The organism is Aliiroseovarius sp. YM-037, assembly GCF_048060095.1.
GTDB lineage: Bacteria > Pseudomonadota > Alphaproteobacteria > Rhodobacterales > Rhodobacteraceae > JBLUOA01.
On sequence record NZ_JBLUOA010000001.1, the window covers coordinates 1751155 to 1771225 of the forward strand.

Below are 20071 nucleotides of genomic sequence, written 5' to 3' on the forward strand. Positions count from 1 at the left end.
CTAGTGGCTCTTGACTAACGGGTCTACAATCCCTTGTCAAAAGGCAGAAAGGCGCGAACGCAAGATTATCTGCGCCGCACGATCAGAGATAAGATTTTAGACGGGTCCGAACCTTACAGAGTCCCCACGAACGCCCCGACCATCAGGGCCGCGAGGATTGTCGCAACATAAAGCAGCCGATCCCAGTTCAGATCGAACAACAGCGACAGGCCGCGATATCCGCTTTGAAGTGTGTGCATCGGAGGCACCTCTTGGTTCAAACTTACGTTCATTCAGTAAGTTAACAACCGAATATGGCAGGAATTGGGCAGCGTGGCCTATGGGCAGAAAAGGTCGTTCGTGACGGCAAAGACCATGAGGGACAGCAATAAGGTCAAACCAATGGTCATCAGGACCTTCAGCGCCTTGTCACTTGGCGGTTTGCCGGTCACTGCCTCGTAGGCGTGGAAAACAAGGTGCCCGCCATCAAGCACCGGGATCGGAAACAGGTTCAGCAGGCCCACGGCGGTTGAAAGAATCCCGATGAACATGATGAACGTTCCTGCTCCTTGGCTGGCCGCTGTGCCGGACATCTGGGCGATGCCGATTGGCCCGGACACACCGCAGGAACTGATCGCGCCTGTGATCATGTGATAGAGGCCCGAGAATGTCAGCGTTACAAACCCAACAAGCCGCTCAACCCCGATCTTCATCGCCTCAAAGACGCCCGGAGTCTCAACCTGTGGATCAAAGAAGTAGTCGCTGTTCACGCCCATCACCCAACGGGTTTCAAACGTCTGATCCGGGTTCGCGATGTCGCGGCTGCGGGGTGCGATGTTCAGCGTACTTTCCGCGCCATCACGCCAGATTTGCACCGGGATGGATTGCCCTTCCGACGCGTTGACGAGGTCGATCATGTCGCCGAAGCGGTGAACTTCGCTCCCGCTGATTGATAGTATAACGTCACCTTCCCGCATCCCCGCCTCGTGGGCTGCGCCGGTCGGGTCAACGAACCCAGCGCGGGCTGGAGAGAGTGGTGGGCCTTTGACATCGACCTCCGCACCGTCACGCAACACCGTGTATGTCCAGGTTTCCTGGCTTGGCAGCGTGTCGATATGGGCGGAGATTTCGGGATCATCAAAGCTGCGCCCCTCGACTTTCAGAAGGGCATCGCCATCCGCGATTTCATAACCGCGATCCGGCAGCGCGTAGATTTCATCGATGGTCAGTGGATCTGACGCCACGCCGGACGACAGGGCCAGCCCGGCAAAGACAAGGAACGACAAAACGAAATTAAAGATCGGCCCTGCCGCAACCGTCGCTGCCCGCGCCCATAGCGGGGCGCCGTGCATGGTAGCCCGCAATTCTTCCGCGCTCAGCCCCTCGGCGGCGTCTGCGTCCTTGCCGCTCGCCGCGTTGGAATCGCCCCTGAACTTGACGTAACCGCCAAACGGAAGCGCCGCGACCTGCCATTGCGTGCCGTATTTATCCGGGCGGGACCACAGCACCGGACCGAACCCCAGCGAAAATACATCCGCTTTGATCCCGCACCAGCGCCCGACGATGTAATGGCCGTATTCATGGATCGCGACGATCACCGACAGGGCGATGATGAAGGCAATTATGGTGAACGCAACGCCACCAACCGACGGAAGAAACCCGAGAAAATCCAAACGATGCGTTCCCTATTATCCTTGTTTGCCGCGGATCACGTCTTCTGCCCGCTTCCGTGCCAGATGGTCGACCCGGCGCACGTTATCAAGGTTTATTTCCTCGCTGGCCAGATTTTCGTCGCGACAGAGTTGGTCAAGCACCGCCTCAACCACGTCTGCCATTTGCAAAAACCCGAGGTCGCCCTCGATAAAACCATCAAGCGCCCGTTCCTTCGCCGCGTTGAACGCCGCACCGGTCAGCCCACCCGCCTCCATCACATCGCGCGCGAGCCTAAGGGCGGGATACCGCGCGAGGTCTGGCGCGCGGAAATCAAGCGATCCAACCCGCGCGAGGTCAAGGCGATCAACCGGAACCTCGCCCCGCTTTGGCCAATGAAGCGCATAGCCGATGGCGTGCCGCATATCCGCCGGCCCCAGATGCGCCATGATGCCCCCGTCGCGGAATCCGACAAGCGCGTGGACGAGGGATTGGGGGTGAACAAGGACTTCGATCTGATCCGGCGAAATAGAAAAGAACTCTTTCGTTTCAATCAACTCCAACGCCTTGTTAAACATGGATGCGCTGTCTATCGTGATCCGCTGGCCCATGTTCCAGTTGGGGTGCGAGGAAGCTTCGGACAGTGTTGCATTGGCGAGTTGTTCCATCGGCGTATCGCGAAACGCACCGCCTGAGGCCGTGATGATAACACGCTCAACCGCCGCGATATCCTCCCCCACCAGCGCCTGAAATACGCCGGAGTGTTCGCTGTCCACCGGCAAGACCGTCGCGCCGTGCGTCTTGGCCGTCGCCATCAAAAGCGGGCCAGCGGTGACGAGGCTTTCCTTGTTGGCCAGCGCGAGGGTAGTTCCCTGCTCTAGCGCACGCAACCCCGGCAGCAATCCTGCCGCGCCAACGATGGCCGACATGATCCAGTCAGCCGGACGGCTTGCGGCGTCTTCGATTGCAGCGGGCCCCGCCGCCGCTTCGATCCCTGACCCATCAAGCGCCGCGCGAAGGTCCGGCAACAGATTGTCATGCGCCGTGACGGCAATATCTACCTTAAGATCAATGGCATCGCGGGCAAGTTGCGCAATATTCCGACCGCCAGTCAGCGCGACAACATCATAGTCCTGCGGCGCGCGGCGTATCAGGTCAATCGTGCTTTGCCCGATGGACCCGGTCGCACCAAAGATCGAAACGCGCCGCATAACCTAAAGCGCCGTGGCGCGGGCCGCCGCGTAAAAGCTGAGCAGCATAAACGTAAGTGACGCGCCCATCATGCCGTCAAACCGGTCCATAACGCCGCCATGCCCCGGGATGAGGGCCGAACTGTCCTTGACCCCGACCTTACGCTTCAAGGCACTTTCAGCGATATCGCCAAGTTGAGAACCGAAAGCCAATGGTGGGCCCAGCAGTACCGCCTTAAGGCCGATATCTGTGACCAAAGCGAAGATAAGACCAACGACCGCCGCCGCTATCCATCCGGCAACAGTGCCCGACCACGTTTTCTTCGGGCTGATCTGGGGCCAGAACTTCGGCCCGCCGAACGCGCGCCCCGCGAAGTAACCGGCAACATCCGTGGCGATGACGACCAGAACCAGCCAAAGCATCCAGGCAAGGCCAAAGCTATCGCGAATAATCAGAAATCCATCGCCAGCCAACAGGATCGCAACACAGTAGACAAGGAACCGCGCGCGGAACGCGGTCAGCAGGCTGATCCCCACAATCGCGGGTGCAACCAGCAGCGGGACGGACAAGTAGCTCGGCAGGAAATACGCCAGAACAATCGCAACCGCCCCCAAAGCCCCCAATTGCAGGGCAGCGGCGGAGTTGTCGGGGTTGGTCATCCGGGTCAGTTCCCACACCATCAGCCCGCACACAACCGCGATCAGCGCCATGAACCACGCGCCACCCGCCCAAACATCGACAAGCCCAATCACACCGAGCGTCACGCCCGAGATAACCCGCGTTCTAAGGTCGTTCCAATTGCCGGAGCTTTCCGGAACGGTCATCCCGGCACCGCCCCAAAGCGACGTTCGCGGGTTCCGTATCCTTGAAGGACGTCGGCGAAAATCTCAGGCGTGAAATCCGGCCAGAGCGTGTCGATAAACTCGTATTCCGCATAGGCCGACTGCCACAGAAGGAAGTTGGAGATCCGCGCCTCTCCGCTTGTTCTGATGACAAGGTCTGGATCCGGTAAAACGTATGTATCCAGATACTTAGGAAGCGTTTCTACATCGATTTCGGCAGGATTCAGGCGCCCGGCGGCGACATCCTCGGCCAGCCGTTTTGTCGCGCGCGCAACCTCATCCCGTCCGCCATAGTTCAGCGCGACGGTCAGTTCCGTGCCGTCATTGTCGGCGGTCAGAAGCTCCAGTTCGTCCATCAGCGCGGTCAGTTTTTCATCCAGACGCACGCGATCCCCGATGAACCGCACTTTGACGTTGTTCTTGTAAAGCGCCTGCGCCTCTCGGGTGATGTAGCGACGGAACAGCGACATCAGCCCGGCCACTTCGTTTTGAGTCCGTTTCCAATTTTCGGTCGAAAACGCGAAAATCGTAAGGTAGCGGACGCCAAGACCGGGGCAGGATTCCACGATTTCCCGCACGCGCCGCGCGCCGGCCCGATGCCCAAACAGCCGGGGATGGCCGCGTTGGGTCGCCCAGCGTCCGTTGCCGTCCATTATAATCGCAACGTGTCGCGGCCCTTTATGTGCTTCGCTCGAACTCGCCAACGGCGTTCCCTTTCCGGAGACTGGCAGGGTCAGACCTGCATGATCTCTTCTTGCTTCTGCTCCAGCGCCGAGTCGATGGCCTGAATGGATCTGTCTGTCAGATCCTGAACCTCATCCGTCCAAATTTTGTGGTCATCTTCGCTCATCCCGTCGGCTTTCAGCTTTTTCAGCTGATCCATACCGTCGCGCCGCACGTTGCGCACCGCTACACGGGCATGTTCCGCGTATTGGGCCGCGACCTTGCTGAGTTCCTTGCGCCGTTCTTCGTTCAATTCGGGAATCGGCAGCATGATGATCGTGCCGTTTAGTTGAGGATTGATGCCCAACCCACTCTCTCTAATGGCCTTTTCGACCGGACCGACCAAAGCCTTGTCCCACACATTGATCGTAACCATGCGCGATTCCGGGACGTTGACGGTGCCGACCTGATTGATCGGCGTCTTTTGCCCGTAGGCTTCGACCATGACAGGTTCGAGCATTGAGGCAGACGCGCGTCCGGTTCTCAGGGATGCAAACTCTGTCCGCAGGCTGGCCATCGCGCCGTCCATGCGCCGCTGAAGATCATCAAGGTCAATATCGTCGTCCGCCATGGCGTATCTCTCACTTCAAAGGGGCGGTTTCGCCCGCTGGTTCGTTGTATATCGTCAACCGTGAACGGTTGTATAGGTGCCTTGCCCGGCAAGAATACCTTTGAAACCGCCCGGTTCGTCGAGCGAAAAGACAATGATCGGCAGGTTGTTGTCCCGCGCCAGTGCAATGGCCGATGCGTCCATCACGCCAAGGTGCTGCTGCAGCACTTCGTCGTAGGTCACGGCCTCGAACCGTTTGGCATCCGCGAATTTCACAGGATCTTTGTCGTAGACGCCATCGACCTTCGTGCCCTTGAAGATCGCCTCGCAGCTCATCTCATTCGCGCGCAGGGTGGCGGCGGTGTCGGTGGTGAAATAGGGGTTGCCGGTTCCAGCGGCGAAAATGCAGACCCGTTTCTTTTCGAGGTGCCGCACGGCGCGGCGGCGGATGTATGGCTCACACACCTGATCCATCGGGATCGCGCTGATGACACGGGTGAAGATGCCCAAACCCTCAAGTGCCGATTGCATCGCAAGGGCATTCATCACAGTCGCGAGCATTCCCATATAGTCTGCTGTCGTCCGCTCCATCCCCTGCGCCGAGCCTTGCAAGCCACGGAAGATGTTGCCGCCGCCGATCACCATACAGATTTCGACGCCCATATCGTGGACCGTCTTCACCTCTTTGGCGATGCGCTCAACCGTGGGCGGGTGCAGGCCGTATCCCTGATCGCCCATCAGCGCTTCGCCCGAGATTTTCAGAAGGACACGTTTGAATGTCGTTTGCGGCTGGTCTTCGTCCTGATCTGCCATGAATGTCCCCCGGCCGGCTGCTTTATTGACTGAGCGCAAAATGTCCGAAAACGGTTCAGGATACAACGGGGTAGACGGGGGAAATTTGCCAGTGCACAACCCATAGTCCCGACCCACAGGAAATCGGCATCGACGAATGCGTCTGGACATCGACATTCCGAAGGACCGCCCGGTCCTGATCGCCGGTCCGACCGCGTCAGGAAAATCAGCGCTTGCGCTTCAGATTGCGGAGGATCGGGGCGGCGCGATTATCAATGCCGACGCGCTACAGGTTTATGACGGCTGGCGCATCCTGACCGCGCGGCCAAGCGACGCTGACCTCGCCCGTGCACCGCACCACCTTTACGGCCACGTTCCGTATCAACAGGACTATTCCGTCGGACAATGGTTGCGTGAGGCTGAGCCGTTTCTGTCGGACGGCCAGCCTCGCCCGATCATCATTGGCGGAACCGGTCTTTACTTTCGCGCGCTCACCGAAGGATTGGCAGAGATTCCCCTGCCCGGCCCTGACATCCGCGCGGAGGGAGACAGGTTCCTCGCGAACTATGGCCTTGGCGCGATGGTGGCGGAGCTTGACGCGGAAACGCGAAATCGGATCGATACCAACAACCCCGCCCGCGTTCAGCGCGCTTGGGAGGTGTTGCGATCCACCGGCCGCGGCCTTGCATCATGGCAAGACGACACGCCGCCGCCATTGCTGCCGCTGTCGCGCACGGCGCCGTTGGTGGTGAACGCCGACAAGGAAGTGCTGAATAGTCGGATAACGGACCGGTTCCACGCCATGATCGACGCCGGAGCCTTGGAGGAAGCGCGAAGGATGCTGCCCGATTGGGACCCCAAGCGCCTGTCGTCAAAAGCCATCGGAGCGCCGGAGCTGATCGCCCACCTGAGCGGAGAGATCACCCTTGACGACGCCATTGACCGCGCCATCATCGCCTCGCGCCAATATGCGAAACGGCAACGCACCTGGTTCCGGGCCCGAATGAAGGACTGGCACCCGGTTGCCGTGACCTAAGCGCCGCTGCCTTTACGCAACGATCTGCCGCGTTGATTGAACCGTTAACTTTTTCCTTTTGTTTTACCGAGTTTACCGGTTTAATTGGCCGGAAATGGCTTTGAGACGCGTAAAATAATGGTCCCCGTACCAACGTCACCGCAGGACATTCGCATCATTCCAATTGCGCGTATGGCGCAAGGCGGGCGGTGGCGGGTGGAAGCCATGCGCAGCTATTCGTCGGACCTGCTGTTGTGGGTCACGCGCGGACAGGGCCGGATCACCATCTCGGGCCGGACGCGCGGGTTTGGCGCACATAACGCTGTTTTCATACCGGCCCGCACGATGCACGGGTTTGAAATGACGGCGTCGATCTTTGGGACGGCCGCGTTCTTTCCGACGTCTTTGAACCTCGATCTGCCGAAGACGCCGCTACACCTGCGGATACGCGATGTGCATCCACAGGCTGAACTGACCGGCATTCTAGAAAGCCTGCAACGCGAAATCGGCAGCGATCTGGCTGACAACGACAAGGCCGCGTATCACCACGCGGGGCTGTTTTCGGTCTGGCTGCAGCGGGCGCAGGACCGCTATAAAAGCGATACGGAAACCGCGACCCGCAGCGCCGATCTGGTCGCACGATACACGGATATGGTGGAGGGGGAGTTCCGCTCTGGCCGGACGGTATCGGATTATGCCCGCGCCCTCGGCATCACGCCGACGCATCTATCGCGGGTTTGTAATCAGGTGGCGGGGCGGTCCGCATCGTCGATCCTGAAAGACCGGATTTTGTATGAGGCGCGCCGACTGCTCAGCGAAACCCGCCTGCCCGTCAATCAGGTCGCGGCACAGCTTGGGTTCACCTCGGCGGCGTATTTCTCAAGGGCGTTTCAGAACCATACGGGCAAGACGCCATCGGCTTTCCGCCGCAGCAACTAGACGGCCCGCATCCCCTTCAAGGTATGCAATCGTATTCAGTCGATGTCGCATTTGTGCGATCACAATGTCGCTTTTGTGACGTCAATTGCCGATACTGGGCGTTGACGTGGGGGGGTTAGTCGTGCGGAATGGTCCTGTGAACACTGCGCCCAAAACGTCTGCTCCGAACATCGCTTCGTATTGCATCGTCTGTCCGGAAGGCTTTTCCGGGCGCACACCAATAAATCATGTGTCTCAGGGAGAGTAAGATGACGCAATCAACCATCAATGGAAAACCCATGCATCGCGCTGTAAAGATGTATGCGGACGAATATAAGGCTGGCGAAATGTCTCGCCGGGAGTTTCTGTCGCGTGCGACAGCGTTGGGTGCGACATCGGTCGCCGCCTACGGCTTGATCGGTGCAACGGCTCCTGCCCGCGCCGAGGGCCACATTCAGCAAGGCGGCACGCTGAGGATCCAGCAGCAGGTCAAAGCGATGAAAGACCCGCGCACCTCTGACTGGAGCGAAATTGGCAACCAATCGCGCGGCTTCCTTGAATATCTGGTCGAATACAATGCTGACGGATCGTTCCGCGGCATGCTTCTCGATAGCTGGGAAGTCAGCGATGACGCGACCGTCTATACGCTGAAAGTGCGCCAAGGCATCAAGTGGCACAACGGCGATGATTTCACTGCCGAGGATGTTGCCCGCAATATCGCTGGTTGGTGCGACAAATCGGTCGACGCGAACTCCATGGCGACGCGCGTTGCTGGTCTGGTGGATGAAGCAACCGGGAAAGCCCGCGAAGGCGCGATTGTGGTCGTCGACGAAAGCACAGTTCAACTGAACCTGTCCGCTGCCGACATCACCCTCGTCGCGAGCATGAGCGACTATCCAGCCGCTATCGTTCATTCAAGCTACAGCGCGGATGCGCCGTTTGAAGATACGATCGGCACTGGCGCGTTCCGCCCCGTCGAAATGGAAGTTGGCGTGAAATGCGTTGTCGAACGTGTGACAGACATGCCGTGGTGGGGCACCGAAGTCTATGGCGGCCCCTATGTTGATCGGGTTGAGTTCATTGACTATGGCACCGACCCGTCAGCCTATATCGCCGCAGCCGAATCCGAAGAGATTGATCTGCTTTACGAAACCGTCGGCGACTTCGTTGACGTAATGGATGGCATCGGTTGGACAGTGTCTGAAACCGTGACCGGCGCGACCACCGTGATCCGGTCGCACCAGCCGACGGATTTCGACGGGCAGCAACCCTATGCCGACGTGCGGGTTCGCAAAGCGCTGGCCATGGCAGTCGACAACGCAGTCTGTCTTGAACTGGGCTACGCTGGCCGCGGTGAAGTTGCGGCAAACCACCACGTTTGCCCGATCCACCCGGAATACGCGGATATCGGCCCGGCGGAATTCGACCCGGCCGCAGCAAAAGCGATGATCGAAGAGGCTGGCTTTGCCGATTTCGAGCATGAACTGATCACCGTTGACGACGATTGGCAGCGCAACACGGGTGACGCGATTGCGGCGCAAATCCGCGACGCGGGCATTCCGATCAAACGGACGATCCTGCCCGGTGCGACCTTCTGGAACGACTGGCTGAAGTACCCGTTCAGCAGCACACAGTGGAACCACCGTCCGCTCGGCGTTCAGATCCTCGCGCTGGCCTATCGGACCGGCGAGGCATGGAACGAGGCTGGATTCTCCAACGCTGAGTTTGACAGCCTGATGACCGAAGCACTTGCCATCGCGGATGCGGACAAGCGGCGCGAGGTTATGGCCAAGATCGAACAGATCATGGTCGATGAAGGCGTGATCATTCAGCCTTACTGGCGCTCACTCTATAACCACCACAACGGCTCCGTGGTGAATGGCGAGAAGCATCCGGCCCACGAAATCCACCTCTATAAACTGGGTTTTGCAGCCTGATTTAACGCAAAGACAGGGCCGCACGATGCGGCCCTGTTCACGTTTACGGACCGTTGCGTAACATGCGCACAAAACGACGCCGAAACGGCGCGCACCGTAACAAACAACAGGGACGACTATGGGACTATTCATTCTCCGCCGCCTTGGAATGATGCTGCTGACGGCCTTATGCCTCACCTTCATCGTTTTCCTTCTGACAAATCTCTATCCGAACCTTGAGAAACTCGCCAAGACGGCGGGCAACCAAAGGATGTCGGACGAACAGGTGACATCGTGGCTTTTGACGCGCGGCTACCTTCAGCCAACGGTCGTTAAATACGGCGAATGGCTCGGCGTGTTGCCGGGGTTCACCTACACGGCAGAGGATGGAACGGTCACTGGACGTTGTATCGGCCAAGGTGTCTCGGCAGAGGACGCGCCGTCCTTCTGCGGCGTTCTGCAAGGCAACTGGGGATATTCAACCGTTTTCAAGGACGACGTCGGGCCGATTGTCGGCAAACGGCTGGCGCTGACCGGCAAGCTGATGTTCTGGGTGATGATAATCATGGTGCCGATGGCCTTGGTCGTCGGGGTCTTGGCGGGGATGCGCGAAGGGTCAAAGACTGACCGAAGTTTATCCACGTTCTCAATCGTGACGACGGCCACGCCGGAATATGTGTCGGGCGTTATCCTGATCGCGGTATTCGCATCGTCAGCGGTCGGCTTGAAGTGGTTCAAGGGCACTGCGGCCAGTGCGATGGACAACATCACCTTTGAAAACTTCACCCTGCCCGTCTTGACAATTGCGCTTTATGGCATGGGCTATATCGCGCGGATGACTCGCGCCTCGATGACCGAAGTCATGACGGCGCAGTATATTCGGACCGCCCGACTGAAGGGCGTCAAGTTCTCGAACATCGTGATGAAACACGCACTGCGCAACGCGCTGATCGCGCCGTTTACCGTCATCATGTTGCAGTTCCCTTACCTGCTGAACGGTGTCGTGATTGTTGAAACGCTGTTCAACTATAAGGGCTTTGGCTGGACGCTGGTTCAGGCCGCCGGCAACAACGACATCGAGCTGTTGCTAGGTGTTTCGGTCGTGTCGGTGTTCGTCGTGCTGCTGACGCAGCTGATAAGCGATATCGGCTACGTTTACCTCAACCCACGCATCCGCGTATCATAAGGAGGACTGAAAGATGGAACCCCTTTCCATAGGTGGAATTATCGTCCAGATCATCATTCAGTTCATCCCTGTTTGGATCGCACTGATTGTCACGTTTTGGCTGTCCATCAGCTACAAACGCAAACTCGGCCTTTATGGCAAACTGTTTGACAGCACCATCGGCATGATCGGCTTTGGCCTTGTCATGTTCTGGGTCTTTACCGGCGTCTTTGGCGCGATGGATTGGATCATCACCCATGATCCGCTTGACCAGATTTCGGGCCTTAAGAACAAATCGCCGGGCGTTCCGGTGCCAGAGGGCGAAGCGGCCTATCCCTACTTCCTGTTGGGCGGCGACAACCTTGCCCGCGATGTGTTCAGCCGGATGATCAAAGGCGCGTGGGTCGTGGTGCAGATTGCACCGCTCGCGACATTGTTCGCCTTTATGGTGGGGATCACGCTTGGGCTTCCAGCCGGGTATTTTGGCGGTAAGCTCGACACGTTCCTTAGCTTCCTGGCAAACCTCATCCTCGCCTTCCCGGTTATCCTGCTGTTCTATCTGCTCGTCACGCCAGAGATCGTGGCGACCGGTATTCCGAACTACATGGCGGCAGTGCTGTTCATCTTCCCGATCATCTTCCTCGCGGTTCTGCTGAATTCGCGTTTCTACACGCAGCCGAGCATTCGCACGCCGCTTTTGATCGGAGTGTTGGGGGTTGCAGGATGGCTTTACCTGTCGCTGATCTCGGAGGCGGGCAGCAAGCTCGATCTAATCCCGGCATGGATGGATGGGTTTGACGTTCCGGGCGGTATCCTCGTTGTGTTCGTGTCGGTTGTGTTCGTCAACTCACCGACAGTGTTCCGGATCGTTCGCGGCCTGACGCTCGACGTGAAAACGCGCGACTATGTTGCTGCGGCCCAAACACGCGGCGAGGGCAAATGGTATATCATGCTTTGGGAAATCCTTCCGAACGTGCGTGGCCCGCTGATCGTCGATTTCTGCCTTCGGATTGGCTACACGACCATCCTGCTTGGAACGCTCGGCTTCTTCGGGTTGGGTCTTCCGCCGGAAAGCCCCGACTGGGGGTCAACCATCAACGAAGGCCGCAAGCTTCTGTCGGTCTATCTGCACCCTGCCCTGCCCCCAGCACTCGCGCTGATGAGCATGGTGCTTGGGCTGAACCTGCTGGCCGACGGCCTGCGTGAAGAATCACTGAAAGACTGAGGGAAGAAGATCATGGCAAAACGCGACTATGACGGCCCCGTTCTTGAGATCGACAAGCTGTCGATCAGCTTTTTCACGCGGCTTCGGGAAATTCCGGCGGTTATGGATTTTACCGTCCACGTCCAACCCGGCGAAGCTGTCGGGTTGGTCGGCGAATCCGGCTGCGGTAAATCCACCGTCGCGTTGGGGGTCATGCAAGACCTTGGCGTGAACGGACGTGTCGTTGGCGGATCGATCAAGTTCAAAGGCCGCGATCTGAGCGAGATGAGCGCGGCAGAACTCCGCGACATCCGCGGGAACGAAATCGCAATGATCTATCAGGAACCGATGGCGTCCCTGAACCCCGCGATGAAGATAGGCAAGCAACTCATGGAAGTTCCGATGATCCATGAGGGGGCTAGCAAAGACGCAGCATACAAACTCGCGCTTGAGGTTGTGACGGACGTGAAACTGCCGGACCCGAAGCGTATCCTCGACAGCTTTCCGCACCAGCTATCGGGCGGCCAGCAGCAGCGGATCGTCATTGCGATGGCGTTGATGAGCAAACCGGCGCTTCTGATCCTTGACGAACCGACAACCGCGCTTGACGTGACGGTTGAGGCCGGGATCGTTGAGTTGGTCAAAAACCTCGGCAAGAAATACGGCACATCGATGCTGTTCATTAGTCACAACCTCGGCCTCGTCCTTGAAACCTGTGATCGAATTTGTGTGATGTATTCGGGTGAAGCGGTTGAACGCGGCTCGATCAAAGACGTCTTTGACGAGATGCAGCACCCCTATACGCAGGCGCTGTTCCGCTCCATCCCGCTACCCGGCGCTGACAAAAACGCACGCCCCCTTGTGGCGATCCCCGGCAATTTCCCCCTGCCGCATGAGCGCCCGAAAGGGTGTAACTTCGGCCCGCGTTGCGACTATTTTGAACTGGGGCGCTGCGATCAGGGTGACATCAAGATGGCGCCGGTCGGCGGCGTCGAGCGGCATGAAACCAGATGCCTCAGATTTGAAGAAATCGACTGGAACGCACCGATCGCGGCCGCTGTGACCACCGAAAAAGCCAAAGTCGGCGATGTCGTTCTGCGCATCGACGACCTCAAGAAATACTACGAGGTCGCGGCCAGCGCCCTGTTCGGCGGCGGCAACACCAAGGTCGTGAAGGCCAACGAAACCCTCAGTTTTGAGGCACGGGAGTCCGAAACGCTTGCCATCGTGGGCGAATCCGGCTGCGGCAAGTCCACCTTCGCCAAGGTGCTGATGGGGCTTGAAACGGCGACGGACGGCAAGATCGTCATGGGCAACACCGAGATTCAGGACATCCCAATCGAAGAGCGGGATACACAGACAATCTCCTCCGTCCAGATGGTGTTCCAGAACCCGTTTGACACGCTGAACCCGTCGATGACCGTCGGGCGGCAGATCATCCGAGCGCTTGAAATCTTCGGCATCGGCGCGAATGAGGCTGAGCGGCGCGAGCGGATGCTGAAACTGCTCGACCTCGTGAAGCTGCCCCGCGCCTTTGCGGAACGGATGCCGCGGCAACTGTCCGGCGGGCAAAAGCAACGGGTCGGCATCGCCCGCGCCTTTGCGGGTGACGCGCAGATCGTCGTGGCGGATGAACCGGTTTCCGCGCTCGACGTGTCGGTGCAGGCCGCCGTGACCGACCTGCTGATGGAAATCCAGCGCGAGAATAAAACCACGCTGCTGTTCATCAGCCACGACCTGTCCATTGTGCGCTATCTCAGCGACCGGGTGATGGTGATGTATCTGGGCCATGTGGTTGAGATGGGATCGACCGATCAGGTCTTCGCACCGCCCTATCACCCCTATACCGAAGCGCTTCTGTCCGCCGTGCCAATCGCCGATACGTCGATTGAGAAAAAGCACATCGTCCTAGAAGGCGACATTCCATCCGCGATGAACCCGCCCAGCGGCTGCCCGTTCCAAACACGGTGCCGTTGGAAATCCGAAGTGCCGGGTAATCTTTGTGAACAGGAGGTTCCGCCCGTCCGCTATCTGGAAAAGGGGCATCAGGTCAAATGTCACCTCGCCGACGATATCCTCGCGCGGATGGAGCCTGTGATTAAGGTTGCCGCTGAATAGGCTTCCCTTTCCGCGCGGAAATCGGAATACTTTGCTCATGCGACGGTTCGTATTGATCCCCTTTATGCTTGGCGCGTGTCATGCTGCGGCTGACAGTGGTCGCGGCGCTGCACCCGATCCATGTGGCGCGGCGGCGATGCAGCATATGGTCGGCAAGCACGAAATGGATCTGCCGCCGACCTTCGACATGCACCTGATGCAGATCGTTCGACCCGGTATAGATGCCGATGGCAGCGTTCCCGAACGCCTACGTATCCATGTCGATGAAAACGGGATCATTACCAAAGTCGACTGCGGATAGATGTCACGCTTCGCCCCGATGCCGGAGCCACCCTACTACGCCGTGATTTTCACCGCTCAGCGGACAGCTGGCGATAGCGGCTACGGCGCGATGGCCGACAAGATGATGGAATTGGCCGAAGAACAACCCGGATATATCGGCGTAGAGACCACGCGGGATGCGGACGGGCTGGGGATCACCGTCAGCTATTGGGCGGATGAGGAAGCGTTAATTGCATGGAAGAAAGTGTCTGAGCATCTATTGGCTCAAAAGCTCGGTAAATTCCGCTGGTATTCGCATTACACGCTGCGCGTTGCCAAGGTTGAACGTGGATATGAGGGACCAGAAGGGCGTTGAAACAGGCCGCCGCTCTGACGCGGCGACCTGAGGTAACTAAGGAAACTGATTACATTTCTTCGAGGTTCTTCACGACTTCGATCGCGAAAGTGTTGACCAGTGCCGTGTAGAAATCATCCGTGGATGGCGGAATCCGGATCCAACCTTCAGGCGCAACGCCACCATCGGCAACGGATGCGTCGAGGTTGAGCGGATAGCTCGTCACCGGGGCGATATCGCCATCGTCCGCTTCTTGGCCGGTTTTCGGCTCAAACACTGCAATAGTGCCTTGCAACTGGTTGAATTCGCCTGATTCTGGCAGAACGCCCGATCCATCGAGTGTGACGGAGTGAATCTCAACCATCACGCGGTTCGCGTCTTCAGCCAAATCCACCTGAGCGGCAATCGCCGCCCGCAGGTCATCGTTCAGGGTCGGCCAATACTCCATGGCATTCGCCCCTTCAACCGCGCTGAGATCAGTTTGCACATCGATTTCAGACAATTGGACGTCATCCGCATAAGCAAATGTCGACGTCGCGGCGAGCGCCGCACCAAATACTACCGTTTTGAACATAGTCATTTGTTCTTCCTTTCGGTCAAAGCCAGCGCAGAGCGTCTGGCGATTACGGAGAGAAGAACGAGGGGCTCGGGCTTTGGTTCCGAAACGATTTTTTCAACAGGCGGGAATACGCCGTCAACTACCGAGGATCACGCGGACGTAGTTGCGGGTTTCGCGGTATGGCGGGACGCCTCCGTGACGCTCCACCGCTTGCGGGCCTGCGTTATAGGCCGCTAGGGCCAAGCGCCATGTGCGGAATTTCTCATACTGTCGACGCAGATAGCGCGCACCACCATCCAGATTTTGATATGGATCACGCGGGTTTACCCCCAATCGTCGCGCCGTTGCGGGCATTAACTGGGCAAGGCCAAGCGCCCCTTTATGCGACCGCGCACCAGCGTTCCAATTGGATTCCTGTTGCACCAACCGCAGGAATAAATCCTCCGGAACGCCATGCCGTCGCGCGGCGTCGCGGGCCATTTGCAGGTAAGGGCCGTTGTAGCGCCCGGAATAACGCACGTTCCCGGCATTTGACGGCGTATTGACCGACGGTGGTTGCAAACGGACGGAGTTCGCATATTGCGACGCCGCGCGGCTATCCAGAACGGCCGTTTGAGAACGAAAAACGGAAGATCGCGACGAGCTTGAAAGCGATAACCCTTCGGCGAATGCCTGCCCCGGAAACAACAAAATAAGTGTCAGAACAATTAATTTCTTCATGACCCGCCCCACACGTTTCGCGCGCAACTATACCGTTTTTTTCCATGTTCGCCAGTCCGACGGCAATAAGGCTTTTATTTACGTTGATGCGGTGGTCTAAAGTCCGAAACCAGAAACGAGAGATTCGAGGGAGAAGCCCAATGGCCGGTTCGGTGAACAAAGTGATCCTGATAGGTAATCTGGGCCGCGATCCAGAAGTGCGGACGTTCCAGAACGGCGGCAAAGTCTGCAATTTGCGGATCGCCACGTCTGAAAACTGGAAAGACAAAAACACCGGAGAGCGGCGGGAAAAGACCGAATGGCATTCGGTTGCCATCTTTCAGGAAGGGCTCGTCCGGATTGCTGAACAGTATCTGCGCAAGGGGTCCAAGGTCTATATCGAAGGCCAGCTTCAGACCCGGAAGTGGCAGGATCAAAGCGGTCAGGATCGGTATTCGACCGAGGTTGTTCTACAAGGCTTCAACGGCGTTCTGACCATGCTCGACGGGCGTGGCGAGGGCGGCGGTGGTGGCGGCGGCGGATATGGCGGTGGCCAGTCCTCCGGCGGCTACGACAGCGGATCATCCGGCCCGGCGCCCAGCGACCTTGACGACGAAATCCCGTTCTAACCGGTAATCGGTGGCGTTTCGGCGCCACCTGATATTTCAGCTTTGGCGATTTTCCAAAGCTTCGCTCAACACAGAGCGGACAGTCGAAATATCCACGTCCGACGTGATAAACGCATTCCCAATGTCGCGCGCCAGAATGAACCGCAGTGTGCCATCGACGACTTTCTTGTCCTGCCCCATCAGGGCGATCAGGCGATCAGCGTCCGGTAAATCGCCCGGAACATCCGCAAGATCGGTCTTTAGACCCATCACCTTGAAATGCGCCCGCACCCGGCTTGGGCATTCCTGCGAACACAGGCCAAGCCGCGCGGAAACCTCGAACGCCAAAGCGCATCCAATCGCGACGCCTTCGCCGTGCAACAAGCGGTCGGAATAACCCGTCGCGGCCTCCAGCGCGTGCCCGAATGTATGGCCGAGGTTCAAGAGCGCCCGAACCCCCTGCTCCGTCTCATCAGCGGCCACAATGTCAGCTTTGTTTTGACAGGACCGCCGCACCGCCTCTGCCCGAAGCGTCGTGTCACCATCCGCCAAAGCGGGGCCGTTCTGTTCCAGCCAGTCGAAGAAATCGGCGTCCCCCAGAAGTCCGTATTTAATGACCTCACCATACCCGGCAAGGAAATCGCGCGGGTTGAGGGTGTCCAGCACATCGATGTCCGCAAGGACCAATGAGGGCTGATGAAACGCGCCGATCAGGTTCTTCCCCTGCGGCGCATTGATCCCGGTCTTACCGCCAACAGAGCTGTCGACCTGAGCAAGCAGCGTCGTCGGGATTTGCACAAACCGCACCCCGCGCCGAAGCACCGCAGCCGCAAAGCCGCCAAGATCGCCGATAACACCACCGCCGAACGCGATGACGACGTCGTTCCGCTCAACCTGTTGATCCAATAACCATTCGACCGCGCGACTGAATTGCGCCCAGCATTTGGTTGCCTCGCCCGATGGCAAAGCAAGCGCGGTCATTTCAATGCCGTCGGCAGCAAGGCCCGCCTTCAGCGCATCAAGGTGAAGGTCTGCGACGGTTTCATCGGTCAAAACCGCAACGCGCGGGCGCGACAGCAGCGGCGCGATTTCGGCACCAGCGCGTGCAATCAAGTCGGACCCCACCCGAATGTCATAGGAACGATCTTGCAAATCCACGCGCAAGGTTTCGGTCATTGGGCAGGCTCCAGCACATCCGGTCTCGTTTCAAGCGCGGCAATCACCGCCTGCGCCATTTCGTCAATGGAATAGGACGCACGCGCATCGACCGCAATGTCAGCGCGGGCATAAAGCGGCACGCGCGTTTCGTAGAGGTCGCGCAGAGTTTCATACGGATTCTCCGTCCTGAGAAGCGGGCGCGTGGTTTTGTGCCGCACCCGATTCCACAACAACCGCAGATCGGCCCGCAGCCAGACCGATATCCCCTTATCCCGAATGATCGCCCTGTTCCGTTGGGCCAAGAATGCGCCACCACCGGTTGAAAGAATCCCGCATTGTTCCTCAAGAAGCCGCGTGATGACCTGCGTTTCCTTATCGCGAAAGAACTCTTCCCCGTCCCGTTCAAAAATCTCGGCAATGGTCATGTTAGCGGCGCGAACGATTTCTTCGTCCGAATCAAGAAACGGCACACCCAACTTCGCAGCGACCGCTTTGCCGACAGCGGTTTTCCCGGCGCCCATCATTCCGACAAGCACCACAGTCTTTTTAAGGCGTTGGCCCATAACGGCACAGTCTCGCGCAAATAAAATTTCTTGCCCTCAATGGCGTGATATTGCTGAAAAGGCTATATATAAAGTCAGACAAAGCGTTCAAAGCGCTATCAAAGATCGAGCGGGCAGAGGACATCATATGATGGCACGACTATTCAAGCTATTGATATTCCTAATTGTTGTGGGATTCGTTGGCCTTGCCGGCTTTGCCTATCTGGGTGATTTGTCCCCCGAACAATCCGAACAGAGCGATGCGGTGACGCTGGATGTCAACTAAAGCGGCATCTTCCAGGGTTCTGGCGCGTTTGCTGGCCTCTGTCGGGGCCTGTTTGGGCGCGGTATCCCTTGCGTCAGCCGAAGCGCCGATGTCCGCCATCGACTGGCTGTCAGAATCGGTGACAGCCCCCGTTGTCATGACGCCCAACGAAGAGGCTGTTGCCAACACCGCCGCGATTGAATCGATAACGGTTCAACCGCTTGATGCGACGCCACCCGATGCTGTCGGTATCCTGTCGCCCGCCGTGACCGGATTCCCGACGAACCTTTGGGGCCGCGGCGAAAGTGAGGCGATCATTTCGGCGGTGCTGGACAGCCCGGTCGAAACGCTACCGGCTACAGCAGCTTTGCGGCAACGGGTTCTGCTGGCTGAGGCTGACGCGCCGGTTGCTTCTGACGGATCGGTGCTTCTGGCGCGAGTCGACAAACTTCTCGACATCGGGGCACTTGATGACGCACAGGCGCTTTTGGATCAGGCCGGTCCGACAACGCCGGATCTGTTCCGGCGCTGGTTTGATGTTGCGCTTTTGACCGGGACCGAGGATCGCGCCTGCGAAGCGCTTCGATCAAACAGCGACATTGCCCCGACCTATCAGGCCCGCATTTTCTGCCTCGCGCGGAATGGCGACTGGGACGCCGCGGCGCTGACGCTGAATTCAGCGGCGTCTTTAGGGGTGGTCGATCAGGCGGAATATGACCTGATTTCCCGGTTCCTCGACCCTGAGCTTTTTGAAGGCGACCCGCCCCTGCCGATCCCGGATCGCCCGACGCCGCTCGTGTTCCGCATGTTCGAGGCGATTGGGGAGCCGCTGCCGACCCAAACCCTGCCCCGCGCCTTTGCCCATGCCGATCTGCGGTCGACCGCCGGCTGGAAAGCGCGGATAGAAGCGGCAGAACGCCTTGCCCGCGTTGGCGCGATTTCGGACAACAGATTACTTGGCATCTATTCCGAACGGTCGCCTGCTGCATCAGGTGGCCTATGGGATCGCGTTGACGCCTTGCAGGAATTCGACGCGGCTGTCAGCGACAGCGACGCCGACGCGGTTAACGAAACCTTCGCACGGGCATGGCGCGAAATGGCGCGCGCGGGCTTGTCGCGTGTGTTCGCCCGTCTTTATGCCCCGCAGCTTTCAGAGATGGAATTGGACGGAGCTACTGCCGACCTCGCCTTTCGCGCAGCCCTTCTGTCGGATGACTATGAGGTTGCCGCCCGGAACCGCCCGACCAAAACACCAGACGATAAGTTCCTTACCGCCCTCGCCCAAGGCCGACCAGACACGGCGATTGCCACGAATGATCGCGCGCAGGCCGTCCGGGATGGGTTTGACGGCGGGGCGCCTTCGGTTGAGTTTTCCAACCTGCTGAATGAAGACCGCCTCGGCGAAGCGATCCTGACGGCCGTTGATCGGTTCACTCAAGGGGCGGAAGGCGATCTGGAACAGATCAGTCGGTCGCTCAGGTTTTTTCGATCCGTTGGCCTTGAAGACACGGCACGGCAGGCAAGCTTGCAATTCCTCCTCATGTCCGGGCGGAGCTAAGCC

General features: G+C 58.6%; 22 protein-coding genes. 11 read left to right on the plus strand and 11 right to left on the minus strand.

Annotated elements, in window-relative coordinates:
* Positions 1-113: 113 nt before the first annotated feature.
* From ACEWPJ_RS08645 to pyrH, 7 genes are all read right to left on the minus strand, one after another.
* A complete protein-coding gene (locus ACEWPJ_RS08645) occupies positions 114-239 on the minus strand; it encodes a hypothetical protein (RefSeq protein WP_416512458.1) in 126 nt (41 codons plus the stop codon).
* A gap of 78 nt (positions 240-317) precedes the next feature.
* Positions 318-1652: an RIP metalloprotease RseP gene (rseP, locus tag ACEWPJ_RS08650; RefSeq protein ID WP_416512459.1), complete on the minus strand. Its 1335-nt coding sequence runs from the start codon at positions 1650-1652 to the stop codon at positions 318-320.
* A 15-nt stretch (positions 1653-1667) separates the two neighbouring features.
* Entirely contained in the window at positions 1668-2840 is a 1173-nt protein-coding gene (gene dxr / locus ACEWPJ_RS08655) for a 1-deoxy-D-xylulose-5-phosphate reductoisomerase (RefSeq protein WP_416512461.1), read from the minus strand.
* 3 nt (positions 2841-2843) lie between these two features.
* Entirely contained in the window at positions 2844-3644 is an 801-nt protein-coding gene (locus ACEWPJ_RS08660; RefSeq protein WP_416512463.1) for a phosphatidate cytidylyltransferase, read from the minus strand.
* Positions 3641-4366: a polyprenyl diphosphate synthase gene (gene uppS, locus ACEWPJ_RS08665; protein ID WP_416512464.1), complete on the minus strand. Its 726-nt coding sequence runs from the start codon at positions 4364-4366 to the stop codon at positions 3641-3643. Before uppS ends, ACEWPJ_RS08660 begins: the two co-directional genes overlap by 4 nt.
* Positions 4367-4395: 29 nt before the next feature.
* Positions 4396-4956 (minus strand): ribosome recycling factor, encoded by a 561-nt coding sequence (frr, locus tag ACEWPJ_RS08670; RefSeq protein WP_416512466.1) that lies wholly within the window; start codon positions 4954-4956, stop codon positions 4396-4398.
* A gap of 54 nt (positions 4957-5010) precedes the next feature.
* Positions 5011-5748: a UMP kinase gene (gene pyrH, locus ACEWPJ_RS08675; RefSeq protein WP_416512467.1), complete on the minus strand. Its 738-nt coding sequence runs from the start codon at positions 5746-5748 to the stop codon at positions 5011-5013.
* 136 nt (positions 5749-5884) lie between these two features.
* Here pyrH and miaA point away from each other — a divergent pair, with 136 nt between their 5' ends.
* The 8 genes from miaA to ACEWPJ_RS08715 all read left to right on the plus strand — a co-directional run bounded on the left by miaA (position 5885) and on the right by ACEWPJ_RS08715 (position 14700).
* Complete coding sequence (gene miaA, locus ACEWPJ_RS08680) at positions 5885-6763, plus strand: tRNA (adenosine(37)-N6)-dimethylallyltransferase MiaA (protein ID WP_416512468.1); 879 nt, start codon at positions 5885-5887, stop codon at positions 6761-6763.
* A gap of 117 nt (positions 6764-6880) precedes the next feature.
* A complete protein-coding gene (locus tag ACEWPJ_RS08685) occupies positions 6881-7681 on the plus strand; it encodes an AraC family transcriptional regulator (RefSeq protein ID WP_416512470.1) in 801 nt (266 codons plus the stop codon).
* Between the two features lie 248 nt (positions 7682-7929).
* Positions 7930-9597 carry an ABC transporter substrate-binding protein gene (locus ACEWPJ_RS08690; protein WP_416512472.1) on the plus strand — a complete coding sequence of 556 codons (1668 nt, stop codon included), beginning with the start codon at positions 7930-7932 and terminating at the stop codon, positions 9595-9597.
* A gap of 118 nt (positions 9598-9715) precedes the next feature.
* Positions 9716-10762, plus strand: coding sequence for an ABC transporter permease (locus tag ACEWPJ_RS08695; protein WP_416512474.1), 1047 nt, complete (start codon positions 9716-9718; stop codon positions 10760-10762).
* A 13-nt stretch (positions 10763-10775) separates the two neighbouring features.
* Positions 10776-11966 (plus strand): ABC transporter permease, encoded by a 1191-nt coding sequence (locus ACEWPJ_RS08700; RefSeq protein ID WP_416512476.1) that lies wholly within the window; start codon positions 10776-10778, stop codon positions 11964-11966.
* Between the two features lie 12 nt (positions 11967-11978).
* Entirely contained in the window at positions 11979-14063 is a 2085-nt protein-coding gene (locus ACEWPJ_RS08705) for a dipeptide ABC transporter ATP-binding protein (RefSeq protein WP_416512477.1), read from the plus strand.
* Between the two features lie 37 nt (positions 14064-14100).
* Positions 14101-14364, plus strand: coding sequence for a hypothetical protein (locus tag ACEWPJ_RS08710; RefSeq protein WP_416512478.1), 264 nt, complete (start codon positions 14101-14103; stop codon positions 14362-14364).
* Positions 14365-14700 (plus strand): antibiotic biosynthesis monooxygenase family protein, encoded by a 336-nt coding sequence (locus ACEWPJ_RS08715; RefSeq protein ID WP_416512479.1) that lies wholly within the window; start codon positions 14365-14367, stop codon positions 14698-14700.
* A 49-nt stretch (positions 14701-14749) separates the two neighbouring features.
* On the opposite strand, the gene ACEWPJ_RS08720 is transcribed toward ACEWPJ_RS08715, so the two are convergent.
* Together ACEWPJ_RS08720 and ACEWPJ_RS08725 are read right to left on the minus strand one after the other, a co-directional pair.
* Positions 14750-15259 (minus strand): hypothetical protein, encoded by a 510-nt coding sequence (locus tag ACEWPJ_RS08720; RefSeq protein ID WP_416512480.1) that lies wholly within the window; start codon positions 15257-15259, stop codon positions 14750-14752.
* 114 nt (positions 15260-15373) lie between these two features.
* Positions 15374-15958, minus strand: a complete 585-nt coding sequence (locus ACEWPJ_RS08725; protein ID WP_416512482.1) for a lytic transglycosylase domain-containing protein — start codon at positions 15956-15958, stop codon at positions 15374-15376.
* A gap of 140 nt (positions 15959-16098) precedes the next feature.
* Between ACEWPJ_RS08725 and ssb the strand changes: the two genes are divergently transcribed.
* Positions 16099-16566, plus strand: coding sequence for a single-stranded DNA-binding protein (ssb, locus tag ACEWPJ_RS08730; RefSeq protein ID WP_416512484.1), 468 nt, complete (start codon positions 16099-16101; stop codon positions 16564-16566).
* A gap of 36 nt (positions 16567-16602) precedes the next feature.
* Here ssb and aroB read toward each other — a convergent pair whose 3' ends face one another.
* Together aroB and ACEWPJ_RS08740 are read right to left on the minus strand one after the other, a co-directional pair.
* Positions 16603-17721, minus strand: a complete 1119-nt coding sequence (gene aroB, locus ACEWPJ_RS08735; protein WP_416512485.1) for a 3-dehydroquinate synthase — start codon at positions 17719-17721, stop codon at positions 16603-16605.
* Positions 17718-18266, minus strand: a complete 549-nt coding sequence (locus tag ACEWPJ_RS08740) for a shikimate kinase (protein WP_416512487.1) — start codon at positions 18264-18266, stop codon at positions 17718-17720. Before ACEWPJ_RS08740 ends, aroB begins: the two co-directional genes overlap by 4 nt.
* A 130-nt stretch (positions 18267-18396) precedes the next feature.
* Here ACEWPJ_RS08740 and ACEWPJ_RS08745 point away from each other — a divergent pair, with 130 nt between their 5' ends.
* Positions 18397-18531, plus strand: a complete 135-nt coding sequence (locus ACEWPJ_RS08745; RefSeq protein ID WP_416512489.1) for a hypothetical protein — start codon at positions 18397-18399, stop codon at positions 18529-18531.
* A complete protein-coding gene (locus tag ACEWPJ_RS08750) occupies positions 18521-20068 on the plus strand; it encodes a hypothetical protein (RefSeq protein WP_416512491.1) in 1548 nt (515 codons plus the stop codon). Before ACEWPJ_RS08745 ends, ACEWPJ_RS08750 begins: the two co-directional genes overlap by 11 nt.
* Positions 20069-20071 lie beyond the last annotated feature (3 nt).

Bases quoted from the DNA above. Each gene is read 5' to 3' on its own strand.
- ACEWPJ_RS08750 (WP_416512491.1), top strand. From the start codon at position 18,521: ATGTCAACTAAAGCGGCATCTTCCAGGGTTCTGGCGCGTTTGCTGGCC.
- frr (WP_416512466.1), bottom strand. From the start codon at position 4,956: ATGGCGGACGACGATATTGACCTTGATGATCTTCAGCGGCGCATGGAC.
- ACEWPJ_RS08720 (WP_416512480.1), bottom strand. From the start codon at position 15,259: ATGACTATGTTCAAAACGGTAGTATTTGGTGCGGCGCTCGCCGCGACG.
- ACEWPJ_RS08660 (WP_416512463.1), bottom strand. From the start codon at position 3,644: ATGACCGTTCCGGAAAGCTCCGGCAATTGGAACGACCTTAGAACGCGG.
- ssb (WP_416512484.1), top strand. From the start codon at position 16,099: ATGGCCGGTTCGGTGAACAAAGTGATCCTGATAGGTAATCTGGGCCGC.
- ACEWPJ_RS08645 (WP_416512458.1), bottom strand. From the start codon at position 239: ATGCACACACTTCAAAGCGGATATCGCGGCCTGTCGCTGTTGTTCGAT.
- ACEWPJ_RS08710 (WP_416512478.1), top strand. From the start codon at position 14,101: ATGCGACGGTTCGTATTGATCCCCTTTATGCTTGGCGCGTGTCATGCT.
- ACEWPJ_RS08690 (WP_416512472.1), top strand. From the start codon at position 7,930: ATGACGCAATCAACCATCAATGGAAAACCCATGCATCGCGCTGTAAAG.
- ACEWPJ_RS08745 (WP_416512489.1), top strand. From the start codon at position 18,397: ATGGCACGACTATTCAAGCTATTGATATTCCTAATTGTTGTGGGATTC.
- ACEWPJ_RS08715 (WP_416512479.1), top strand. From the start codon at position 14,365: ATGTCACGCTTCGCCCCGATGCCGGAGCCACCCTACTACGCCGTGATT.
- pyrH (WP_416512467.1), bottom strand. From the start codon at position 5,748: ATGGCAGATCAGGACGAAGACCAGCCGCAAACGACATTCAAACGTGTC.
- ACEWPJ_RS08705 (WP_416512477.1), top strand. From the start codon at position 11,979: ATGGCAAAACGCGACTATGACGGCCCCGTTCTTGAGATCGACAAGCTG.
- ACEWPJ_RS08740 (WP_416512487.1), bottom strand. From the start codon at position 18,266: ATGGGCCAACGCCTTAAAAAGACTGTGGTGCTTGTCGGAATGATGGGC.
- ACEWPJ_RS08695 (WP_416512474.1), top strand. From the start codon at position 9,716: ATGGGACTATTCATTCTCCGCCGCCTTGGAATGATGCTGCTGACGGCC.
- ACEWPJ_RS08700 (WP_416512476.1), top strand. From the start codon at position 10,776: ATGGAACCCCTTTCCATAGGTGGAATTATCGTCCAGATCATCATTCAG.
- ACEWPJ_RS08685 (WP_416512470.1), top strand. From the start codon at position 6,881: ATGGTCCCCGTACCAACGTCACCGCAGGACATTCGCATCATTCCAATT.
- miaA (WP_416512468.1), top strand. From the start codon at position 5,885: ATGCGTCTGGACATCGACATTCCGAAGGACCGCCCGGTCCTGATCGCC.
- ACEWPJ_RS08725 (WP_416512482.1), bottom strand. From the start codon at position 15,958: ATGAAGAAATTAATTGTTCTGACACTTATTTTGTTGTTTCCGGGGCAG.
- dxr (WP_416512461.1), bottom strand. From the start codon at position 2,840: ATGCGGCGCGTTTCGATCTTTGGTGCGACCGGGTCCATCGGGCAAAGC.
- aroB (WP_416512485.1), bottom strand. From the start codon at position 17,721: ATGACCGAAACCTTGCGCGTGGATTTGCAAGATCGTTCCTATGACATT.